Here is a 16,211-nt window from a genome sequence, read left to right as displayed (position 1 = left end):
ATCGCCCCAGGGTGTCAACGTTCGCTCGGGGGCGCCTGGACGCCGGGCGGGCCGTGCGTGGAGTGCGGGCGGAGCCACCGGGCGGGCCGTTCGCGGCGCCGAGCCCGTGCCGCGCGCGGCACGGGCTCGGCGCCGAGGACGGCCAGCGCGTCGGCGACGGTGGCGCCGGGCCCGGTGCCGGGCAGGTGGCGCAGCAGGCGGGCGCAGTGGGCCACGAGCCGGGCCGCGTCGGCGTCGGCGAGCCGGGCCCGGTCGTGCAGGGCGGCCAGGGCCAGCGAGCCGTCGGCGAGGTGGTGGGCGAGCAGGGCGACGGGGAAGAGGGTGTGCGCGCCGCTGGCGCGCAGCCGCTCGAAGCGGATGCCGGCGGCCGACAGCCCGGCGCGCAGCGCGGCCGGCCGGCCCGGGACGGTCTCGAGGGACACCAGGCTGTCCAGCAGTGCGGGGCCGGCCGTGCGGCCGGCCCACTGCCGGGCCTGCCCGGCGCAGGCCCACTCGTAGGCGGCCATGTCCAGCGCCCGGTCGCGCAGCGCGGACAGCAGCTGCTCCAGCCGGTGGGCGGGGTCGACCCGCACGGTCACCGGCAGGTGGGTGCGCATCGGCCCCACCAGCCGCTCGACGGCGTCCAGGGCGATGCCCCGCCCGGAGGCGGTGACGCCGAAGCCGACCGTCGCCGGTCCGTCGGTGCCGGCCGCCCGGTACAGCAGCAGGGCCCACACCGCGTGCAGCACGCCGGAGTCGGGCACCGCCCGGGCGCCGGCCCAGCGGTGCAGCCGGGCGGCCTCGGCGGCGCTCAGGCGGGCCTCGGCCCGGCCGCAGCCGCTCTGCCCGGTCCCGGGGCCGGGCAGGGCGGGCAGCAGCACGGGGGGTTCCGGCGGCGCCGTGCGGGTGAAGAAGTCCCGGGCGGCGGCCGGGTCCTGGCGCTCCAGCCAGCGGGCCCGGTCGCGGATGTCGGGCCGGCGTTCCCCGCCGGGCAGCACCCCGCCGGCGAGGTAGGCGCGGCCGAACTCGTCCAGCAGCACGTACGCGCTCCAGGCGTCCAGCAGCGCGTGGTGGAAGGTGAGCAGCACCCGCGTGGCCGGCGCGCCGCCCGGGCGGGCGGTGTCCTGGCCGGGCAGGTCGAAGAGGGTCAGGCGCAGCGGGGCGGGGCGGCGCAGGTCGAAGCCGCGCAGCCGGTCGCGTTCGAGCAGTTCCTCCCAGCCGACGGTGCCCGCGCGGTGGCGCACCACGTCGGCGCGCGCGTGGTCGTGCAGCACGATGCGCGGGCCGGGCGGCCGGGCGCGGGGGTCGTCCTGCCAGTCGACGGCGGCCCGCAGCACCGCCTCGCGGTCCATGACGGACTGCCAGGCGCAGGTGAAGCGTTCGGTGTCCAGCGGGCCGCGCCAGTCCCACGACACCTGCTCGATGTGCCGGCCGGTGTGCCGGTGCGCGAGGGAGTCCAGCAGCACGCCGTACTGCTGGACGGTCACCGGCACGGCCGGCCGCGGCGCGCGCCCCGACGCGGCGCGGGCCGTCCGCCGGTCGGCCCCCCGCCGGCGGCGCGGGCGGCTCGGCCTGGCCATCGGCGCCCTCCTGGTGGATCCGCTCGTCTGCTGCCGGACGGGCCGCGGGTCGCCGCGGTCCCGTGCAGCGCGCGCCCGGCGGGCGCGCCGCTGCCGGGCACATCGTGCAGGAGGGGCCCGCCATGGGGCTGACACCGTCCTGACGCGGCTTCACCTCCGCCGCAGGACGGCTGGAGCGCGCCCGGACGGGCGCGCTCCGCGGCCGCCCGCACCCGAACCCGCCGGGGCGGCGGGGCGGCGGGGTGTTCAGCGGGGCGGCTGCGGGGTGTCCTGGGTCACCGCGGAGAGGAAGCCCCGGTCGAGCATGGTCTGCACGGAGGTGTCGCCCGCGGTGCTCAGGCCCGCGTCGTGGCAGGCCACGCTGAGCAGGTAGCGGTCCAGCACCGAGTGCGTGGCGAAGCCCCACTCGCCGCGGGTGGCCGCGCTTCCGTCGGGGGCGCGCAGCCGGCCGCCGCGGCTGAAGCCGAACTCCTTGAAGCTGAGCCGCAGTCCCTGGCCGAGCGCCTTGCTGTAGGCCTCCTTCAGCGTCCACAGCCGCAGCAGGTGCGCGGCCCGCTCGTGCTCGGGCAGGGCGGCGGCCTCCTCGGCCTCGGCGGGGGTGAGGATGCGGGCCTGCAGCAGGTCCAGCCGCACCAGCCGGTCGGCGAACTCCACGTCCACGCCGATCCGTCCGGTGCGGCTGAGCCCGACGGCCATCACGTCGCCGGTGTGGGTCAGGCTCACCTCGATCTGGTCGAAGCCGCGCAGGTAGGGCCTGCCGCCCAGGCGGTAGGCCAGGTCGAGGTACTCGGGCGGGGAGTCCAGGGCCGCGGCGGCCGTGTACTTGATCAGCAGCCGTGCGGCCGCGAACCGGTGGCGCACGGCGGCGTCGGGGGTACGGCGGTAGCGGCCCCAGTCGGCCCCCAGCAGGTCCCGCAGCCGGGGGTTGGTCAGCACGCTGGGCAGCCACTCGGTCCACGTCGTGTACACCAGCGCGTTGCCGAGCTGCGCCAGGTGCTCGCGCACCCCGTGCCAGGGGCCGGCCGGGCGCGGCACGTGGAGGGGCGGGGCACATCTGACCGGGTTCATCGTCCTCTCCCTGCGTGTCGTTGCCGGGGCGCGCCGGCGGGCGGGATGCGTGGCGGGGGCGGCGGGGCGCCGGGCCGGGCGCGCGGGGGGCGCGTGGTGGGGCGGGCGGGTGTCAGCCGGCCAGCCGGGTGGCGTACAGGTCGAGGCTGCGTCCCGCGCGGCAGCGCTCCAGCGCCTCGGCCAGCACCGACGCCTCCGCCTCGGGCGGCACCTGCGGTGCCCGGGCGCCGAGTCTGCGGGCCAGGCGGCCGAGCGCGAGCGCCGCCCAGGCGGGGTCGGCCAGGAAGCCGTCGCCGGCCTGGTTCTCCCACACGCCGAGGCAGGCGGCGGCGGCCAGCACCAGGGCGTAGCGGTCGGCCAGGACGCAGGCCTGGGGGTCGAAGGCGGTGCCGTCCGAGCCGGGCAGGGCCGCGCACCGGGCGCGCAGCACCCGCAGTTCGTCGACGAAGGTCTGCGCCAGACGGGTGAGCGCGGTGTGCAGCGGATCGCGGGCGGGCGTGTCCGCCAGCCGTCCGGCGGCCGCCACCAGCGTCGCCGACAGCAGGTCGCCGGTGCCGCGGTGGGCGAGCCGGCGGTGGTCGAAGGCGGGCAGCGGCGCCCCGGGGGCGAACAGCTGCGCGGGCGGTTCGGGGGCGCGGAACCAGGTGGTGCGGGCCAGGGCGGGCAGCTGGGGCACGATCACCGCCTGGCACACGGCCGTGCCGGCGTGCCCCAGGCCCGCCACCGGCAGGTCGCGGGCGAGTTTCTGGAAGCCGCCGTAGAGGGGTCCGCGGTCGTATCCGCGGGCGCCGAGCACGGCGGCCAGTTCCTCCAGGTCCTCGCGCAGGATGTCGGGCATGGTGTACTTCACGGCCGCCGCCGGCACGTACGCGCTGTGCGGGGCCAGGCTCAGGGCGCGCAGGCCGGTGACGGCCATGGCGTCGCAGGCGAGCAGGTCGGCGAAGACCCCGGCCAGTGCCCGGTGCCAGCGCCGTGCGGGCCGGCCGCCGGGCCGGTTCTCGGTGGCCGCGCGCACCGCCTGGCGCAGCACGCCGTCCACGCCGGCGATGACCGTGCCGGGCACCAGGCAGTGGCTGATCTGGAAGCTGCGCAGGGCCAGGGAGACGCCCTCGCCCACCGAGCCGACGACGGCCGAGGCGGGCAGGGCGACGTCGGTGAGTTCCAGGCCGCAGAAGCGGGCGCCGCGCATCCCGGAGGTCTCCACCCGGCGGGACCTGTGCACCCGTCCGGAGGCGGGGGGCTCGGGGCCGAGCAGCAGCACCGAGTGGCTGTGGGGGCCGTCCTGGGCGCCGGTGCGCGCGTAGGTGACGAACGCGTCGGCGCGGTCGGCGTTGATGACGGCGTCCTTGCGGCCGTTGAGCAGGAAGCCGCCGTGCGGGGCGGGGGTGGCGGTCAGTTCGTTGCGCAGGATGGCGTTGGCGTGCGCGACCTGCCGGTGCACGATCGAGACCCGGCCGCCGTCCAGCAGCACCCGGGCGACGGTGTGCCGCTGGGCGTCGTCGCCCGCGGTCCACACCGACGACGCGGCGAACAGCGAGGTGATGCCGAAGCCGTAGCCGAGGGCCAGGTCGCGGCGGAAGACGGGGCGCAGCACCCGGGCGAGCCGCTCCAGGTCGGTGAAGCGGCCGCCCAGGTCGTGCGGGACGAACTCGGCGCCGAGGCCGGCCCGGGCGAGCAGGGCCTCGGTGGCCTCGGGCACCGCGCGGGCGTCGTCGGCGCGCAGCAGCGCCAGCTGTCCGTGCGGGTTGCCGGGGTCGAAGGGGTCGCCCAGCGCCGCCTCCAGCAGGGCGGCGCGCCGCGGTTCGCCGCCCGTGGCGGGGGTGCGCCGGGCCGGTGCGGTGCCGGCCGCCGCGCGCCGGGCGGCGCTCACAGGACCCGGACCGCGCCGGCGGCGTGGTGCGCGGCGTGCTCGAGGACGGTCCGGGAGGCCCGGCCCAGTTCCTCGCGCAGGTGGCGGCGGGCCTGCTCGACCGTGGCGCCGGGTCCCAGGACCCGCTCGAGGGCGTCCTCGCGCAGCAGCACGGTGTGCCGGGCGGTGACGTCCAGGCCGGAGGCGTCGGGGTCGACGCACCACTCGCCGGTGTGCGCGGCCAGCAGCGGGGCGGTGCGGGTCTGCTTGTAGACGATGCGGCCGGCGCCGGGGAAGCACATGCGCACCGACTCGGTGCGGTGGGCGCTGCCGTCGCCGGTGGTGCTGTCCATGGCCATGACCTGGACGCCGAGGGTGTCCTCCGTCAGCCGCACGCCGTGCACGTGCGGCAGCCGGCCGGGCCAGTCGGCGGCCCGGTAGAGGAAGTCGAAGACGAGTTCGGCGGGGGCCTTGAGGCGGACGGTGTCCTCGAAGGACAGCACGAGGTCGTCCAGCCGGGCCCACCGCTCGGCGAGCCAGGCCAGCCGGTCCAGCTGGGCGCGGCTGTTGGCGTGGGTGATCCGCTCCAGCCGGGCCGCGGCGGCCGGGTCGTCGCCGGTGACGGTGAAGGCGTGCTCCAGGGTCACCCGGCAGCTGTCGCCCAGCGGGGTGACGCTCCAGGTGCCGCGCATCGACTCCACCGGGGCGGCGGTGACGTCCTGGTGGAACTCCACCCGGTGGCGTCCGACGTCCAGCCTGCGGCGCGAGACCCAGGAGGCGATCTCCTCGCCGGCGGCGGCCCACATGCGCAGCCGTTCGTGGGTGCCGTCGAAGTCCAGCTGCTCCACGTGCAGGCAGGGCTGGAAGAACAGCGGCCACTGGGAGGCGTCGGCGATCAGCCCGTACAGCACGCCGGCCGGGGCCGATGCGGTCACCTCACACACCGCGCGGTGCACTCGCGAATCCGGCATCCTCACACCCCTTGTCGTCCGAAGCGGCTCCTGGCCCGGGCGGCGTCGCCGGGCCGGCACGCCGGGTGCCGCGCCCGCGGCGGCCCGCGGCGGGCGTCGGCGGCGGCCGTGGCACCGATGCTGTCCGGAACCGCTCGGGAGCCGGCCGGACCCGGCTCGCGTCCCGCTCGAACGCGGCGGGCGGCACGGGACGGCGGGGCGCGGGGCGCCGGCCGGGCTCGACGCCGGCCCCGGCCGCGCTCCGCCGTCCCCGGCCGGCGCCTCGAGCCGGGCGGCGCACGGTGGCCGCGCGCCCGGCGGCCGCCGGGCGGCGCCGGGAGAAAGGGGAGCGCTCGTGGGACGGCAGGACGCCTTGCACCCGTACCGGTATCTGCGCGGCCTGTGGGACAGCCTGGTCGCCGTCGGGATGCTGCACCCGCTCGGCGGCGGCCCGGAGCCCTGCGCGGCGGGCGAGGAGCCGCCCGCAAACCGGGTGCGGCTGACGGCGCTGGAGCAGCAGCTGGTGCACCGGATGCGCCAGGAGCCGGGCGGCCGCGGCGGCCGCGGGGCCTGAGCCCGGGTCAGGCCCCGGCCCCCTGCGCGGTGGTGAGCCGGTCCGGCCGGCCGAGCCGGTCCAGCCGGTCCAGCCGGTCGAGCCGGTCGGTCAGCTCCCGCTGCTCGCGGGCCAGGCGGTCCAGCCGCTGCCGCAGCCAGGCGATCTCCTCGTGGAGCGGGCCCGGGTCCGGCCCGTGCGCGCCGGGCCGGTCCGGGGCCGCGTCCCGGGGGCCGGCCCGGCGGGCGCCGGGGCCGGGGTGCCCGGCGGCCGCGGACGGCGGCCCCCCGGCCGCTGCGGCCGTTGCGGGCGCTGCGGCCGTTGCGGGCGGCTCGTCGGGCGCGTGGTGCAGGATGGCCTGTCTGCGGTCGCGCAGCGGCGGGCCCGGCTCGATGCCCAGGTCGTGCACGAGCCTGCGGCGCGCCCGCTCGTAGGTGCCCAGTGCCTCGGCCTGCCGGCCGCCGCGGTGCAGCGCGGTCATCAGCAGTTCGTAGAACCGCTCCCGCAGCGGATGGGCGGTCGTCAGCTTCTCCAGTTCCCCGGTGATCTCCTGGGCCAGGCCCGCCCGCAGGCAGGTGTCGTACAGCGTCTCCAGGGCGACCAGCCGGCTCTCCTCCAGCAGGGCGGCCTCGGTCGAGCAGATGGTGCCGCGGCCGCAGCCCTCCAGGGCGGGGCCGCGCCACAGGGCCAGGCCCTCGCGCAGGACGTCCACCGCGCGGGCCGGGTCGGCGGCGGCCAGGACGCGTCCCCGGGCGATCAGGCGGTGGAAGCGCTGGGCGTCGGTGAGGGTGCGCCCGGGGCGCAGGAGGTAGCCCAGGGGGCGGGTCACCAGCCACTCGTGAGGGGGTGCGTCCGGGCCGGGCGCGGGCCGGGGCAGCAGGCGGCGCAGCCGGGCCACGTGGGCCTGCAGGGCGTTGGCGGCGTGCACCGGCGGGCGCTCGGCCCACAGTTCGTCGACGAGCCGTTCCGCGGGCACGTCCTGCCCGGCTTTCACCACCAGTGCGCCCAGCAGCGCCCGCTGTTTGGCGCCCGTGGGCACGACGGACACGTCCGCGCCGCCGTCGTAGATCTGGACCGGGCCCAGAATCCTGAACTCCATCTCGTCCCCACCAAGAATTCCGACGAGACCCCTTCCCCGGGGCACGGTAGTGCCCGCGATTTCAGAAGGTGGTGTTCACCAGCGGTTCCCAGGCCCGCGTGGACGGTTTCTCGAGGGTTTTCCGGACCCGTCCGGCGGCCGGCCCGGAAAAAAGGCCCTTCGCCCGGCGCGGGCGAAGGGCGGGGGGCGCGCCCGGCCGGGCGGGGGCGGCGTCCGGGCGGGGCGGCGGGTGCGGCGGGAAGTCGCCCCTCGCCGCCCCCCGGCCCCGGGCGGGCGCGTCCGGGGCCGGGGGGCGGCTGACGCCGCCGGGCGAGCCGGCGGGCCGCGGGCGGGAGGTCCGCGCCGCGTGCCGGCGCCGCGCGGCGGGCGGGTCCGCGTGGCCGGGAAACCGGCGGCGGCCGGGCGGGGCGCCCTTTTTTTCACCGGCTCCGCGGCCGGGGCGGGGTTTTCTCCGCGCCGGTGCCGGTCGTCTGGCGCGGCCCGGTTCCCGCGGGCGCCTCAAGACATACTCGAACAGATCTGGGGTGGCGCTCTGCAATGGTTATGACTCGCCTCGTGACCGGCCCGTGGAAATGACGCGGGAAACCGCGAGGGGACAGTATCTGAGGGCTCGATCAGCGCTCTGGTCCAACGGCCGCCGTCTCGGCACGGAGGGAATCATGAACATAAAAGTCCTGGGTGCGTTGAATGCCGAAGTCAACGGAATATCGATCGTGCCGACCGCGGGGAAGCCCCGCCAGGTCCTGGCGCTCCTGGCCCTGTATCCCGGCCGGGTCGTGCCGGTGCCCACCCTCATGGAGGAGATCTGGGGCACGGAGCTGCCGCAGAGCTCGCTGACCACGCTGCAGACGTACATCCTGCAGCTGCGCCGCATGCTGGGCACCGCCATGGGCCCGGACGCGCCGGGTTCGGCCAAGGACGTGCTCGCCACCCGCTACGGCGGTTATCTGCTGCAGATCCCCGCCGAGGCGGTCGACGTCTACCGGTACGAGCGGCTGGTCGGTGAGGGCCGGCAGGCCTTCGAGGACGGTGAGGACGCCCGCGCGGCGGCCCTGCTGCGCGAGGCGCTCGAGCTGTGGGAGGGGCCCGCGCTGGTGGACGTGCGGGTCGGGCCGGTGCTGGAGATCGAGGTGATGCGGCTGGAGCAGAGCCGCCTGGTGGCCCGGGAGCGGCGCATCGACGCCGATCTGCGGCTGGGCCGGCACGTCGAGCTGATCGCCGAGCTGACCGATCTGATCGCCCGTCACCCCCAGCACGAGGGGCTGCACTCGCAGGCGATGGTGGCGCTGTACCGTTCGGGCCGGCAGGCCGCGGCGCTGGATGTGTACCGGCGGCTGCGGCAGCGGCTGATCGACGAGCTGGGCGTGGAGCCCTCGCCGCAGTTGCAGCGGATGCACCAGGCGATGCTGGCCGTCGACCCCCGTCTGGACGTCATCGCCGGGGCGCGGCGCACCTCGACGTTCGACCTGTACGCCGCCTAGCCCCCGCGCCGGCAAGAAGGGACGAGGGGGTGGCGGTCGCGGGGCGGGGGCGGGATCGCGCGGTGCGGGGCGGGTCGAGTGTCGCCCGAGCCCGGGGTGCTTGGCTCGGGGTGCCCGGTGCGGCGACAGCGCGGGCGCTCGGCAGGACGTGCCAGGAGGAGGGTGCGTGATGGCTTTGCGGACGGGGGCCCACGAGGCGGGCGGGCCACGGGTCAGGCTGCACTGCCTGGCCCATGCGGGGGCGGGCGTGGCCAGCTACCGCAGCTGGCCGGCGGCGGTGGGGCCGGCCGCCGAGGTGGTCGCCCTGCCGCTGCCCGGCCGCGACAGCCGCCGGCGCGAGGGCCGGGTCACCGACCGTGCCGGGCTGCTGGCCGACCTGCTGCCGGTGCTGGTGAAGGCCGCCGGGCAGGGGCCGTACGCGCTGTACGGGCACAGCCTGGGCGCGCTGGTCGCCTACACGCTCACCCGGGCGCTGGAGGACGCCGGCGCCGCGGGGCCGCTGTTCCTGGCGGTGGGGGCGTGTCTGCCGCCGCACGTGGCGACCGCCCTGGTGGGCGCGGCCGATCTGCCCGACGAGGAGCTGCTGCCGCTGCTGGGGGATCTGGGCTCGCTGCCGCGGGGGGCGGCCGCCTCGCCGGGCGGGCTGTGGCGGCGCAGCGTGCTGCCCGTGCTGCGTGACGACCTGCGGCTGGCGCGGTCCCTGCGCGAGGCGGCGCTGGACCCGGCCACCGGCGGGCCGGTGGGGTGCCCGGTGCTGGTCTTCGCGGGCAGCGAGGACCCGCTGGCGGCGCCCGACGCCTCGCGGCACTGGCAGCAGTGGGCCAGCGGGCCGATCGTGCGGCACACCGTCGCCGGGGACCACTTCTTCGCCGACGGCGCGCAGGTGCCGCGGCTGGTGGGGCGGGCGTGCCGGGACCTGGTGGGCGCGGCGGTGCCGGGAGAGGGCCGATGAGGCGCGTGGTGATCACCGGGGTCGGGGTGGTGGCGCCCGGTGCGGTGGGCGCCGGGTCCTTCTGGTCCCTGCTGGCGGCCGGCCGTACCGCCACCGGCCCGATCACCCTGTTCGACGCCTCGGGCCACCGCTCGCGCATCGCCGCCGAGGTCGACTTCGACGCGGCCGCGCACGGTTTCACCCCGGCCGACACCGAACGCCTGGACCGGGCGGCGCAGTTCGCGCTGGTCAGTGCCCGGGAGGCGCTCGCCGACAGCGGGCTGGAGGATGCGGGCGACCCGCTGCGCCGCGGGGTGAGCCTGGGCAGCGCGGTGGGCTGCACCACGGGCCTGGCCACCCAGTACGCGCTGCTCAGCGACTGCGGCAGGACCTGGGCGGTGGACCACAGCCGGGCCGCGGAGTGCCTGTACGACTACTTCGTGCCCTCGTCCCTGGCGGCGGAGGTGGCGCGCGCGTGCGGGGCGCAGGGCCCGGTGGGCCTGGTCTCCAGCGGCTGCACCTCGGGCCTGGACGCGATCGGGCACGGCTGGGAGCTGGTGCGCGAGGGCAGCGCCGACGTGGTGCTCGCCGGTGGTGCGGAGGCGCCGATCTCGCCGATCTCCATGGCCTGCTTCGACCGCATCCGGCTCACCAGCCCGCGCAACGACGAGCCGCGCACGGCCAGCCGGCCCTACGACCGCACCCGGGACGGCTTCGTGCTGGGCGAGGGCGCGGCCGTGGTGGTCCTGGAGGAGCTCGAGCACGCGCGCCGGCGCGGTGCGCGCGCCCACGCCGAGCTGTCCGGGTTCGCCGCCCTCAGCAGCGCGCACCACATGACGGGGCTGCGGCCGGGCGGGCAGGAGATGGCCCGCACCATCCGGGCCGCGCTGGACGAGGCGCGGCTGAACCCGGTCGACGTGGACTACGTCAACGCGCACGGCGCCGGGACCCGGCACAACGACCGGCACGAGACGCACGCCCTCAAGGCGAGCCTGGGCGAGCACGCCCGCCGCGTCCCGGTCAGCTCCATCAAGTCGATGATCGGGCACGCGCTGGGCGCGGCCGGCGCCCTGGACGTGGTGGCCAGCTGCCTGGCCATCGGGCACGACACGGTGCCGCCGACGGCCAACCTGCACGAGCCCGACCCGACCTGCGACCTCGACTACACCCCGCTGGTCGCCCGGGAGCAGCGCACCAGCACGGTGCTGAGCGTGGCCAGCGGCTTCGGCGGGTTCCACGGCGCCGCGGTGCTCACCCGGCCGCGGCTGGGGGCGGCGGCATGACGGCGCACCCCGCACCGGCACGGCAGCGGCCCGGCCCCGGCGAAAACCGGGGCGTGGCGGTGGTCACCGGCATCGGCGTCGCGGCGCCCAACGGCCTGGGCGCGCACGCCTGGTGGCGGGCGGTGCTGGAGGGCCGCAGCGGCATCGGGCCCCTCACCCGCTTCGACGCCTCCGGCTATCCGGTGCGCATCGGCGGCGAGCTGCCCGGCTTCGTCGACGAGGAGCACATCCCCAGCAGGCTGCTGCCCGCGACCGACCGGGTCACGCGCATCGCGCTGGCCGTCGCCGAGGAGGCCCTGGCGGACGCGGGCGTGGACGCCGAGGGCCTGCCGGAGTACGGGGCGGGGGTGATCACCGCGAGCTCGGCGGGCGGCGCCGAGTCCGGGCAGCGCGGGCTCGCGGCGCTGTGGGGCAGGGGCGCCCGGTACGTCAGCGCCTACCAGTCCGCCGCCTGGTTCCACGCGGCGGGCGCCGCGCAGATCTCCATCCGGCACCGGCTGCGCGGCACCGGGTCCGCCGTGGTCAGCGAGCAGGCGGGCGGCATCGACGCCCTGGCCCGCGCGCGGCGGCGGCTGCGCGGCGGGGCCCAGCTGATGGTCACCGGCGGCATCGACTCCACGCTGTGCCCGTGGGGGTGGGCCGCGCACCTGGCGGACGGGCGGATGAGCCGCAGCGCCGACCCGGCCCGCGCCTACCGGCCGTTCGACGCGGCCGCCGACGGCCATGTGGTGGGCGAGGGCGGTGCCCTGCTGGTCGTGGAGGAGGCCGCCGCGGCCGCCCGGCGGGGGGCCCGCGGCTACGGGCTCGTCGCCGGCTGCGCGGCGACCTTCGACGGACCCGGCCGGCCCCGCCTGCGGGAGGCCGCCGAACTCGCCCTGCAGGACGCGGGGGCGGAGGCCGGCGAGGTCGACGTGGTGTTCGCCGACGGTGCGGCGCGGCCCGGCGCGGACCGGCAGGAGAGCGCGGTCCTGCGCGCCCTGTTCGGGCCCCGCGGCGTCCCGGTGACCGTCCCGAAGTCGATGACCGGCCGGCTGGGCGCGGGCGGCTCCGCCCTGGACCTGGCGGCGGCCCTGCTCGCCCTGCACCACCAGGTGGTGCCCCCCACCACCGCGACCCGCCGGGCGGCCGACGCGCACGCCGTGGACCTGGTCACCGGGGCGCCCCGCGTCCTGCCCCGCCTGCGCACCGCCCTGGTGCTGGCCCGCGGCCGGGGCGGCTTCAACTCGGCGGCGGTGCTCCGGGCGATGCCGTAACCCCCGCCCCCGCCCCGCCGGCGCATCGGCGGGACGCCGTGCCGCCGTGGCGCCGTGGCGGCCTGCCGGCGTGGCGCCGTGGCGTCGCGGGGCCGCGGCGCCGTGGCGTCGCGGGGCCGCGGCGCCGTGTGCGTCCCGGGGCGGTGCGGTCCGTGCGCGCCCCCCAGGAGGCCGTGCGCCGCCCCGGGGGCGGGTGTGCCGCCCTGGGGGGCCGGGGGGGGCGGGTGTGCCGGGCGGCGCCCTGCGCGCCGGTGTGGCGGCCTGTCAGTTCGCGCGGGCGGCGAGCCGGCGTCCGCCGCCGGCGGCCGGGGCCGGCGGGGCGTCGGGACGGGCCACGAGGATGGAGCGCTGGAGCCGGCCGAGCGCGGCGGACGGCTCCAGGCCCAGCTCGGAGACGAGCGTGGTGCGCAGCCGCTGGTAGACGTCGAGGGCCTCGCCGCGCCGCCCCGACCGGTGCAGCGCCAGCATGAACTGCCCGTGCAGGCTCTCGTGCATCCGGTACTGGTTGACCAGCACGGTCAGCTCCGGCAGCAGCTCCCGGTGGCGCCCCAGCCGCAGATCGGCCTCGATGCGCTGGTCGAGCACGCACAGCCGGGCCTCCTCCAGCCGCTTGACCTCCATGCCGATGCGGGGGCCGGCCTGGATGTCGGTGAGCGCCGGCCCCGTCCACAGCGCCAGCGCGTCGGCCAGGCGGCGGGCCGCCCCGGTGTAGTCCTCGGCGTCCATGGCCCGGTAGCCGGCGCCCGCCCGGCGCTCGAACTCGCGGAAGTCGATGCTCCCGGAGCGGGTGTCCAGGCGGTAGCCGCCGGGCACGGTGGCCAGGACGTCCTTGGGGGTGCACCGCTCGCCCGCGCCCCGCCCGAGCGCCTCGGCGATCAGCTCCCGCAGCTGCAGCACGTAGGTCTGGAGCGTGGTGCGCGCGCTGCGCGGCGGCTTGCTCCCCCACAGCTCCTCCACCAGCGCGGTCACGGGGACCACCTGGTCGGCGTGGAGGGCCAGCAGGGCCAGGACCTGCCGCGGCTTGGGGGCCGTCGGCACGATCGACACCCCGTTCTCGCGCAACGACAGCGCACCCAGCACTTCGATGTCCACATTGTCCCCCACGAGTTCGGGCTGGAGACCGGGACCGGGCCCACCTGCTGCCGCCGCCGGAATCCGGTGCTCTGCTTGGCATTGAACCCCTCGATAAAAAAACAGCACAGTCGGTTTGTCAACACAGGACAGACACAGCCCGGCTCGAGCGGCGGTATCCGGCCAGACGAGGACCGGGCGCGGCGGGACGCCGGGGCCGCGCGGCCAGGCAAGAGCCCAGGCTGAAGCCCGGATTCCGCTCCGGCACCGCACAGAGCAGCGAAAACAAAGCGCCGCCGGACGGCCGGATCCGTCCGGCCGAAAACGTGCGCCCCCGGCCCGCGCGTCGGTGCGCGGGCCGGGGGCGTGCGGCCGCCGTCCCCGCCCGGGGCCGGCCGGCGGGGGCCGGGGAAAGATACCGGGCGGTCTTCTAGCGGGTGTCGCGGGCCGGGGGGCCGGCCGCGGGCCGGGCCGGGCCCTCGGGGCTGAGCCGGGCCAGGGCGGCCTCGGACGCCAGCGTGGGCAGCAGCAGCCGCCACAGCTGCGCGATCGTGTCCGGGGCGAGCCAGGCGGCGTCCCGCACCCCGAGCACCTCCACGCCCACGGTCGCCGCCACCACGGCGGTGACGACCTGGTCCGCGGTCGCGTCCTCGCGCAGCTCGCCGCTCTCGGCGCAGCGGCGCACCTGCTGCTCGACCCGGTGGCGCCAGCACCGGCGCAGGTCGGTGCGCGGCACCCGGGTGGCCTCGCCGCTCAGCTCGAACCCCGCGCGCAGCACCACGTCCTCGCGCAGCACCTCGGCGAGCCGGTGGGTGGCGTCGATCAGGTGCTGCAGCGGGCTGCGCCCGGGGCGGGCGGCCTCCTGCGTGATGGTCCGCAGCACCACCGCGGCCGCCTCCTCCACGGCGTCCGCCAGCGCCGCCTTGTTGGCGAAGTGGAAGTGCAGTGCGCCGCTGCTCACCCCGGCCCGGGAACTGATCCGGGTGAGCGAGGCGACCGCGAAGCCGTCCTGGTCGAACGCCTCGGCCGCCGCCCGCACCAGGGCTTCGCGTGTGCGCACTGCGCGTTCCTGCTTGACCATCAGCTGCTCCGTTACTGTGGGGGGTTGCCGTGCTTGCGCGCGGGCACGTCGGCCTGCTTGGTGCGCAGCATCGCCAGGGAGCGGATGAGCACCTCGCGGGTCTCGGCGGGGTCGATGACGTCGTCGACCAGGCCGCGCTCGGCCGCGTAGTAGGGGTGCATCAGCTCGGCCCTGTACTCCTTGACCATGCGCTCCCGCGTGGCGTCGGGGTCGTCGGACGCGGCGATCTGCCGGCGGAAGATGACGTTGGCCGCGCCCTCGGCGCCCATCACGGCGATCTCGTTGGTCGGCCAGGCGTAGGTCAGGTCGGCGCCGATGGACTGGGAGTCCATGACGATGTAGGCGCCGCCGTAGGCCTTGCGCAGGATCAGCGAGATCCGCGGCACGGTGGCGTTGCAGTACGCGTACAGCAGCTTGGCGCCGTGGCGGATGATGCCGCCGTGCTCCTGGTCGACGCCCGGCAGGAAGCCGGGCACGTCCAGGAGGGTGAGGATCGGGATGTTGAACGCGTCGCACATCTGCACGAAGCGGGCGGCCTTCTCGGACGCGGCGATGTCCAGCACCCCGGCCAGCACCCGGGGCTGGTTGGCGACGACGCCCACGACCTGGCCGCCCATCCGGGCCAGCGCGCAGATGACGTTGCGCGCCCAGCGCTCGTGGACCTCCAGGTACTCGCCGTCGTCGACGATCTCCTCGATGACCTCGGCCATGTCGTAGGGCCGGTTGCCGTCGGCCGGCACCACGTCCAGCAGCGCCCCGGACCGCCGGGTCTGGGGGTCGGTGCACGGCACGCAGGGCGGGAAGGCGCGGTTGTTCTGCGGCAGCAGCGACAGCAGGTAGCGCACCTCCGCCAGGCAGCTCTCCTCGTCGTCGTAGGCGAAGTGGCACACCCCGGAGGTCTCGGCGTGCACGTCGGCGCCGCCCAGCCCGTTCTGGGTGATCTCCTCGCCGGTGACGGCCTTCACCACGTCGGGGCCGGTGATGAACATCTGCGAGGTGTCGCGGACCATGAACACGAAGTCCGTCAGGGCGGGGCTGTAGGCCGCGCCGCCCGCGCACGGGCCGAGCATCACCGAGATCTGCGGGATCACCCCGGACGCCCTGGTGTTGCGCTGGAAGATGCCGCCGTAGCCGGCCAGCGCCGAGACGCCCTCCTGGATGCGGGCGCCGGCGCCGTCGTTCAGCGACACCAGCGGCGCGCCCGCCGCGATGGCCATGTCCATGATCTTGTGGATCTTGGTGGCGTGGGCCTCGCCCAGCGCGCCGCCGAAGATCCTGAAGTCGTGGGCGTAGACGAAGACCGTGCGGCCCTCCACCGTGCCCCAGCCGGTGATCACACCGTCGGTGTACGGCTTCTTCTCCTCCAGGCCGAACCCGGTGGCCCGGTGCCGGCGCAACTGCTCCACCTCGCAAAAGGAGCCCGCATCCAGCAGCAGCCCGATGCGCTCGCGCGCGGTCAGCTTGCCCTTGGCGTGCTGTGCCGCCGTCGCCCTCTCGCCCGGTCCGGCCAGCGCCTGCGCGCGCACCGCCTCCAGCTCGGCCGCGCGCTCGCGCGTGCTCGCCGCCCGCGCCGCCACCCGGGGCCCGTCCTCGATGACCGTCACTGGACAACTCCCTCCTCGCGGTGCGGCCGACACTGCCTCCCGGCAACAAACCGCTAGGACGGTTTGTTGGCGCGCACACGAATGTACCAGGGCAGGCGCCCCGCGGACCTACTGCCAGTTGTAGGGGGAGCGGTAGGCCTCGGCGGCCCGCTCGGGGCGCCACGGCGCCGATCCGGGCGCCGGCCCGGAACCGGTGTCCGCCTCCCGCGCGGCCAGCAGCGAGACCAGCACGGCGGTGACCGCGGCCAGCTCCTCGCGCGTGGCCCGGCCCCGCTCCACACGAAGTACGGCGTGCGGGCTGTCCATCCGGCCGCCTCCCCCTCTTGTCGAAGCTCCCCGCAACCGTCGGCCACCGCGCTCAAGGGCCGCTCTCGAACCGGTCGAGACCGTCCGGACGGTCCCGGCCGGAACTTCCCCGCCGCTCCCGGC

14 protein-coding genes are annotated in these 16,211 nt (G+C 77.1%); 5 read left to right on the top strand and 9 right to left on the bottom strand.

The annotated features are described in order from the left end of the window. Positions 1–14: 14 nt before the first annotated feature. From GL259_RS37205 to GL259_RS37190, 4 genes are all read right to left on the bottom strand, one after another. Positions 15–1,559: a condensation domain-containing protein gene (locus GL259_RS37205; RefSeq protein WP_159538164.1), complete on the bottom strand. Its 1,545-nt coding sequence runs from the start codon at positions 1,557–1,559 to the stop codon at positions 15–17. 246 nt (positions 1,560–1,805) lie between these two features. Then, positions 1,806–2,627, bottom strand: coding sequence for a 4'-phosphopantetheinyl transferase superfamily protein (locus GL259_RS37200; RefSeq protein WP_159538162.1), 822 nt, complete (start codon positions 2,625–2,627; stop codon positions 1,806–1,808). A gap of 112 nt (positions 2,628–2,739) precedes the next feature. Beyond that, positions 2,740–4,497, bottom strand: coding sequence for an acyl-CoA dehydrogenase (locus tag GL259_RS37195; RefSeq protein ID WP_159538160.1), 1,758 nt, complete (start codon positions 4,495–4,497; stop codon positions 2,740–2,742). Beyond that, on the bottom strand, positions 4,494–5,411 hold the full coding sequence (locus GL259_RS37190) for an aromatase/cyclase (protein ID WP_243762518.1): 918 nt from the start codon (positions 5,409–5,411) through the stop codon (positions 4,494–4,496). The genes GL259_RS37195 and GL259_RS37190 overlap by 4 nt, the downstream gene beginning before the upstream one ends. A gap of 370 nt (positions 5,412–5,781) precedes the next feature. Between GL259_RS37190 and GL259_RS37185 the strand changes: the two genes are divergently transcribed. Continuing rightward, positions 5,782–6,000 carry a hypothetical protein gene (locus GL259_RS37185; RefSeq protein ID WP_159538156.1) on the top strand — a complete coding sequence of 73 codons (219 nt, stop codon included), beginning with the start codon at positions 5,782–5,784 and terminating at the stop codon, positions 5,998–6,000. Positions 6,001–6,007: 7 nt separating this feature from the next. On the opposite strand, the gene GL259_RS37180 is transcribed toward GL259_RS37185, so the two are convergent. After that, positions 6,008–7,078 carry an AfsR/SARP family transcriptional regulator gene (locus GL259_RS37180; protein WP_159538154.1) on the bottom strand — a complete coding sequence of 357 codons (1,071 nt, stop codon included), beginning with the start codon at positions 7,076–7,078 and terminating at the stop codon, positions 6,008–6,010. 659 nt (positions 7,079–7,737) lie between these two features. Here GL259_RS37180 and GL259_RS37175 point away from each other — a divergent pair. The 4 genes from GL259_RS37175 to GL259_RS37160 all read left to right on the top strand — a co-directional run bounded on the left by GL259_RS37175 (position 7,738) and on the right by GL259_RS37160 (position 12,026). Then, positions 7,738–8,559, top strand: coding sequence for an AfsR/SARP family transcriptional regulator (locus GL259_RS37175; RefSeq protein ID WP_159538152.1), 822 nt, complete (start codon positions 7,738–7,740; stop codon positions 8,557–8,559). A gap of 169 nt (positions 8,560–8,728) precedes the next feature. Further along, positions 8,729–9,511 (top strand): thioesterase domain-containing protein, encoded by a 783-nt coding sequence (locus GL259_RS37170; protein WP_159538150.1) that lies wholly within the window; start codon positions 8,729–8,731, stop codon positions 9,509–9,511. Next, entirely contained in the window at positions 9,508–10,773 is a 1,266-nt protein-coding gene (locus tag GL259_RS37165) for a beta-ketoacyl-[acyl-carrier-protein] synthase family protein (RefSeq protein WP_159538148.1), read from the top strand. Before GL259_RS37170 ends, GL259_RS37165 begins: the two co-directional genes overlap by 4 nt. 53 nt (positions 10,774–10,826) lie before the next feature. Further along, positions 10,827–12,026 carry a beta-ketoacyl synthase N-terminal-like domain-containing protein gene (locus GL259_RS37160; protein WP_279578648.1) on the top strand — a complete coding sequence of 400 codons (1,200 nt, stop codon included), beginning with the start codon at positions 10,827–10,829 and terminating at the stop codon, positions 12,024–12,026. Positions 12,027–12,290: 264 nt separating this feature from the next. Here GL259_RS37160 and GL259_RS37155 read toward each other — a convergent pair whose 3' ends face one another. From GL259_RS37155 to GL259_RS37140, 4 genes are all read right to left on the bottom strand, one after another. Next, complete coding sequence (locus GL259_RS37155) at positions 12,291–13,118, bottom strand: AfsR/SARP family transcriptional regulator (protein ID WP_159538144.1); 828 nt, start codon at positions 13,116–13,118, stop codon at positions 12,291–12,293. Positions 13,119–13,527: 409 nt separating this feature from the next. Beyond that, positions 13,528–14,157, bottom strand: coding sequence for a ScbR family autoregulator-binding transcription factor (locus GL259_RS37150; RefSeq protein ID WP_243762517.1), 630 nt, complete (start codon positions 14,155–14,157; stop codon positions 13,528–13,530). 32 nt (positions 14,158–14,189) lie between these two features. After that, complete coding sequence (locus GL259_RS37145) at positions 14,190–15,773, bottom strand: acyl-CoA carboxylase subunit beta (protein ID WP_159539278.1); 1,584 nt, start codon at positions 15,771–15,773, stop codon at positions 14,190–14,192. A gap of 117 nt (positions 15,774–15,890) precedes the next feature. Next, on the bottom strand, positions 15,891–16,088 hold the full coding sequence (locus tag GL259_RS37140) for an acyl-CoA carboxylase subunit epsilon (RefSeq protein ID WP_159528431.1): 198 nt from the start codon (positions 16,086–16,088) through the stop codon (positions 15,891–15,893). Positions 16,089–16,211 lie beyond the last annotated feature (123 nt).

It is taken from the genome of Streptomyces sp. Tu 3180, from assembly GCF_009852415.1.
Lineage (GTDB): Bacteria > Actinomycetota > Actinomycetes > Streptomycetales > Streptomycetaceae > Streptomyces.
Note: the sequence above shows the minus strand (reverse complement) of the source record. Positions and strands in the feature narration are given on the sequence as shown.

Coding starts and splice junctions, on each gene's coding strand:
- GL259_RS37200 (WP_159538162.1), bottom strand. CDS start 2,627: ATGAACCCGGTCAGATGTGCCCCGCCCCTCCACGTGCCGCGCCCGGCC.
- GL259_RS37180 (WP_159538154.1), bottom strand. CDS start 7,078: ATGGAGTTCAGGATTCTGGGCCCGGTCCAGATCTACGACGGCGGCGCG.
- GL259_RS37140 (WP_159528431.1), bottom strand. CDS start 16,088: ATGGACAGCCCGCACGCCGTACTTCGTGTGGAGCGGGGCCGGGCCACG.
- GL259_RS37165 (WP_159538148.1), top strand. CDS start 9,508: ATGAGGCGCGTGGTGATCACCGGGGTCGGGGTGGTGGCGCCCGGTGCG.
- GL259_RS37205 (WP_159538164.1), bottom strand. CDS start 1,559: ATGGCCAGGCCGAGCCGCCCGCGCCGCCGGCGGGGGGCCGACCGGCGG.
- GL259_RS37170 (WP_159538150.1), top strand. CDS start 8,729: ATGGCTTTGCGGACGGGGGCCCACGAGGCGGGCGGGCCACGGGTCAGG.
- GL259_RS37175 (WP_159538152.1), top strand. CDS start 7,738: ATGAACATAAAAGTCCTGGGTGCGTTGAATGCCGAAGTCAACGGAATA.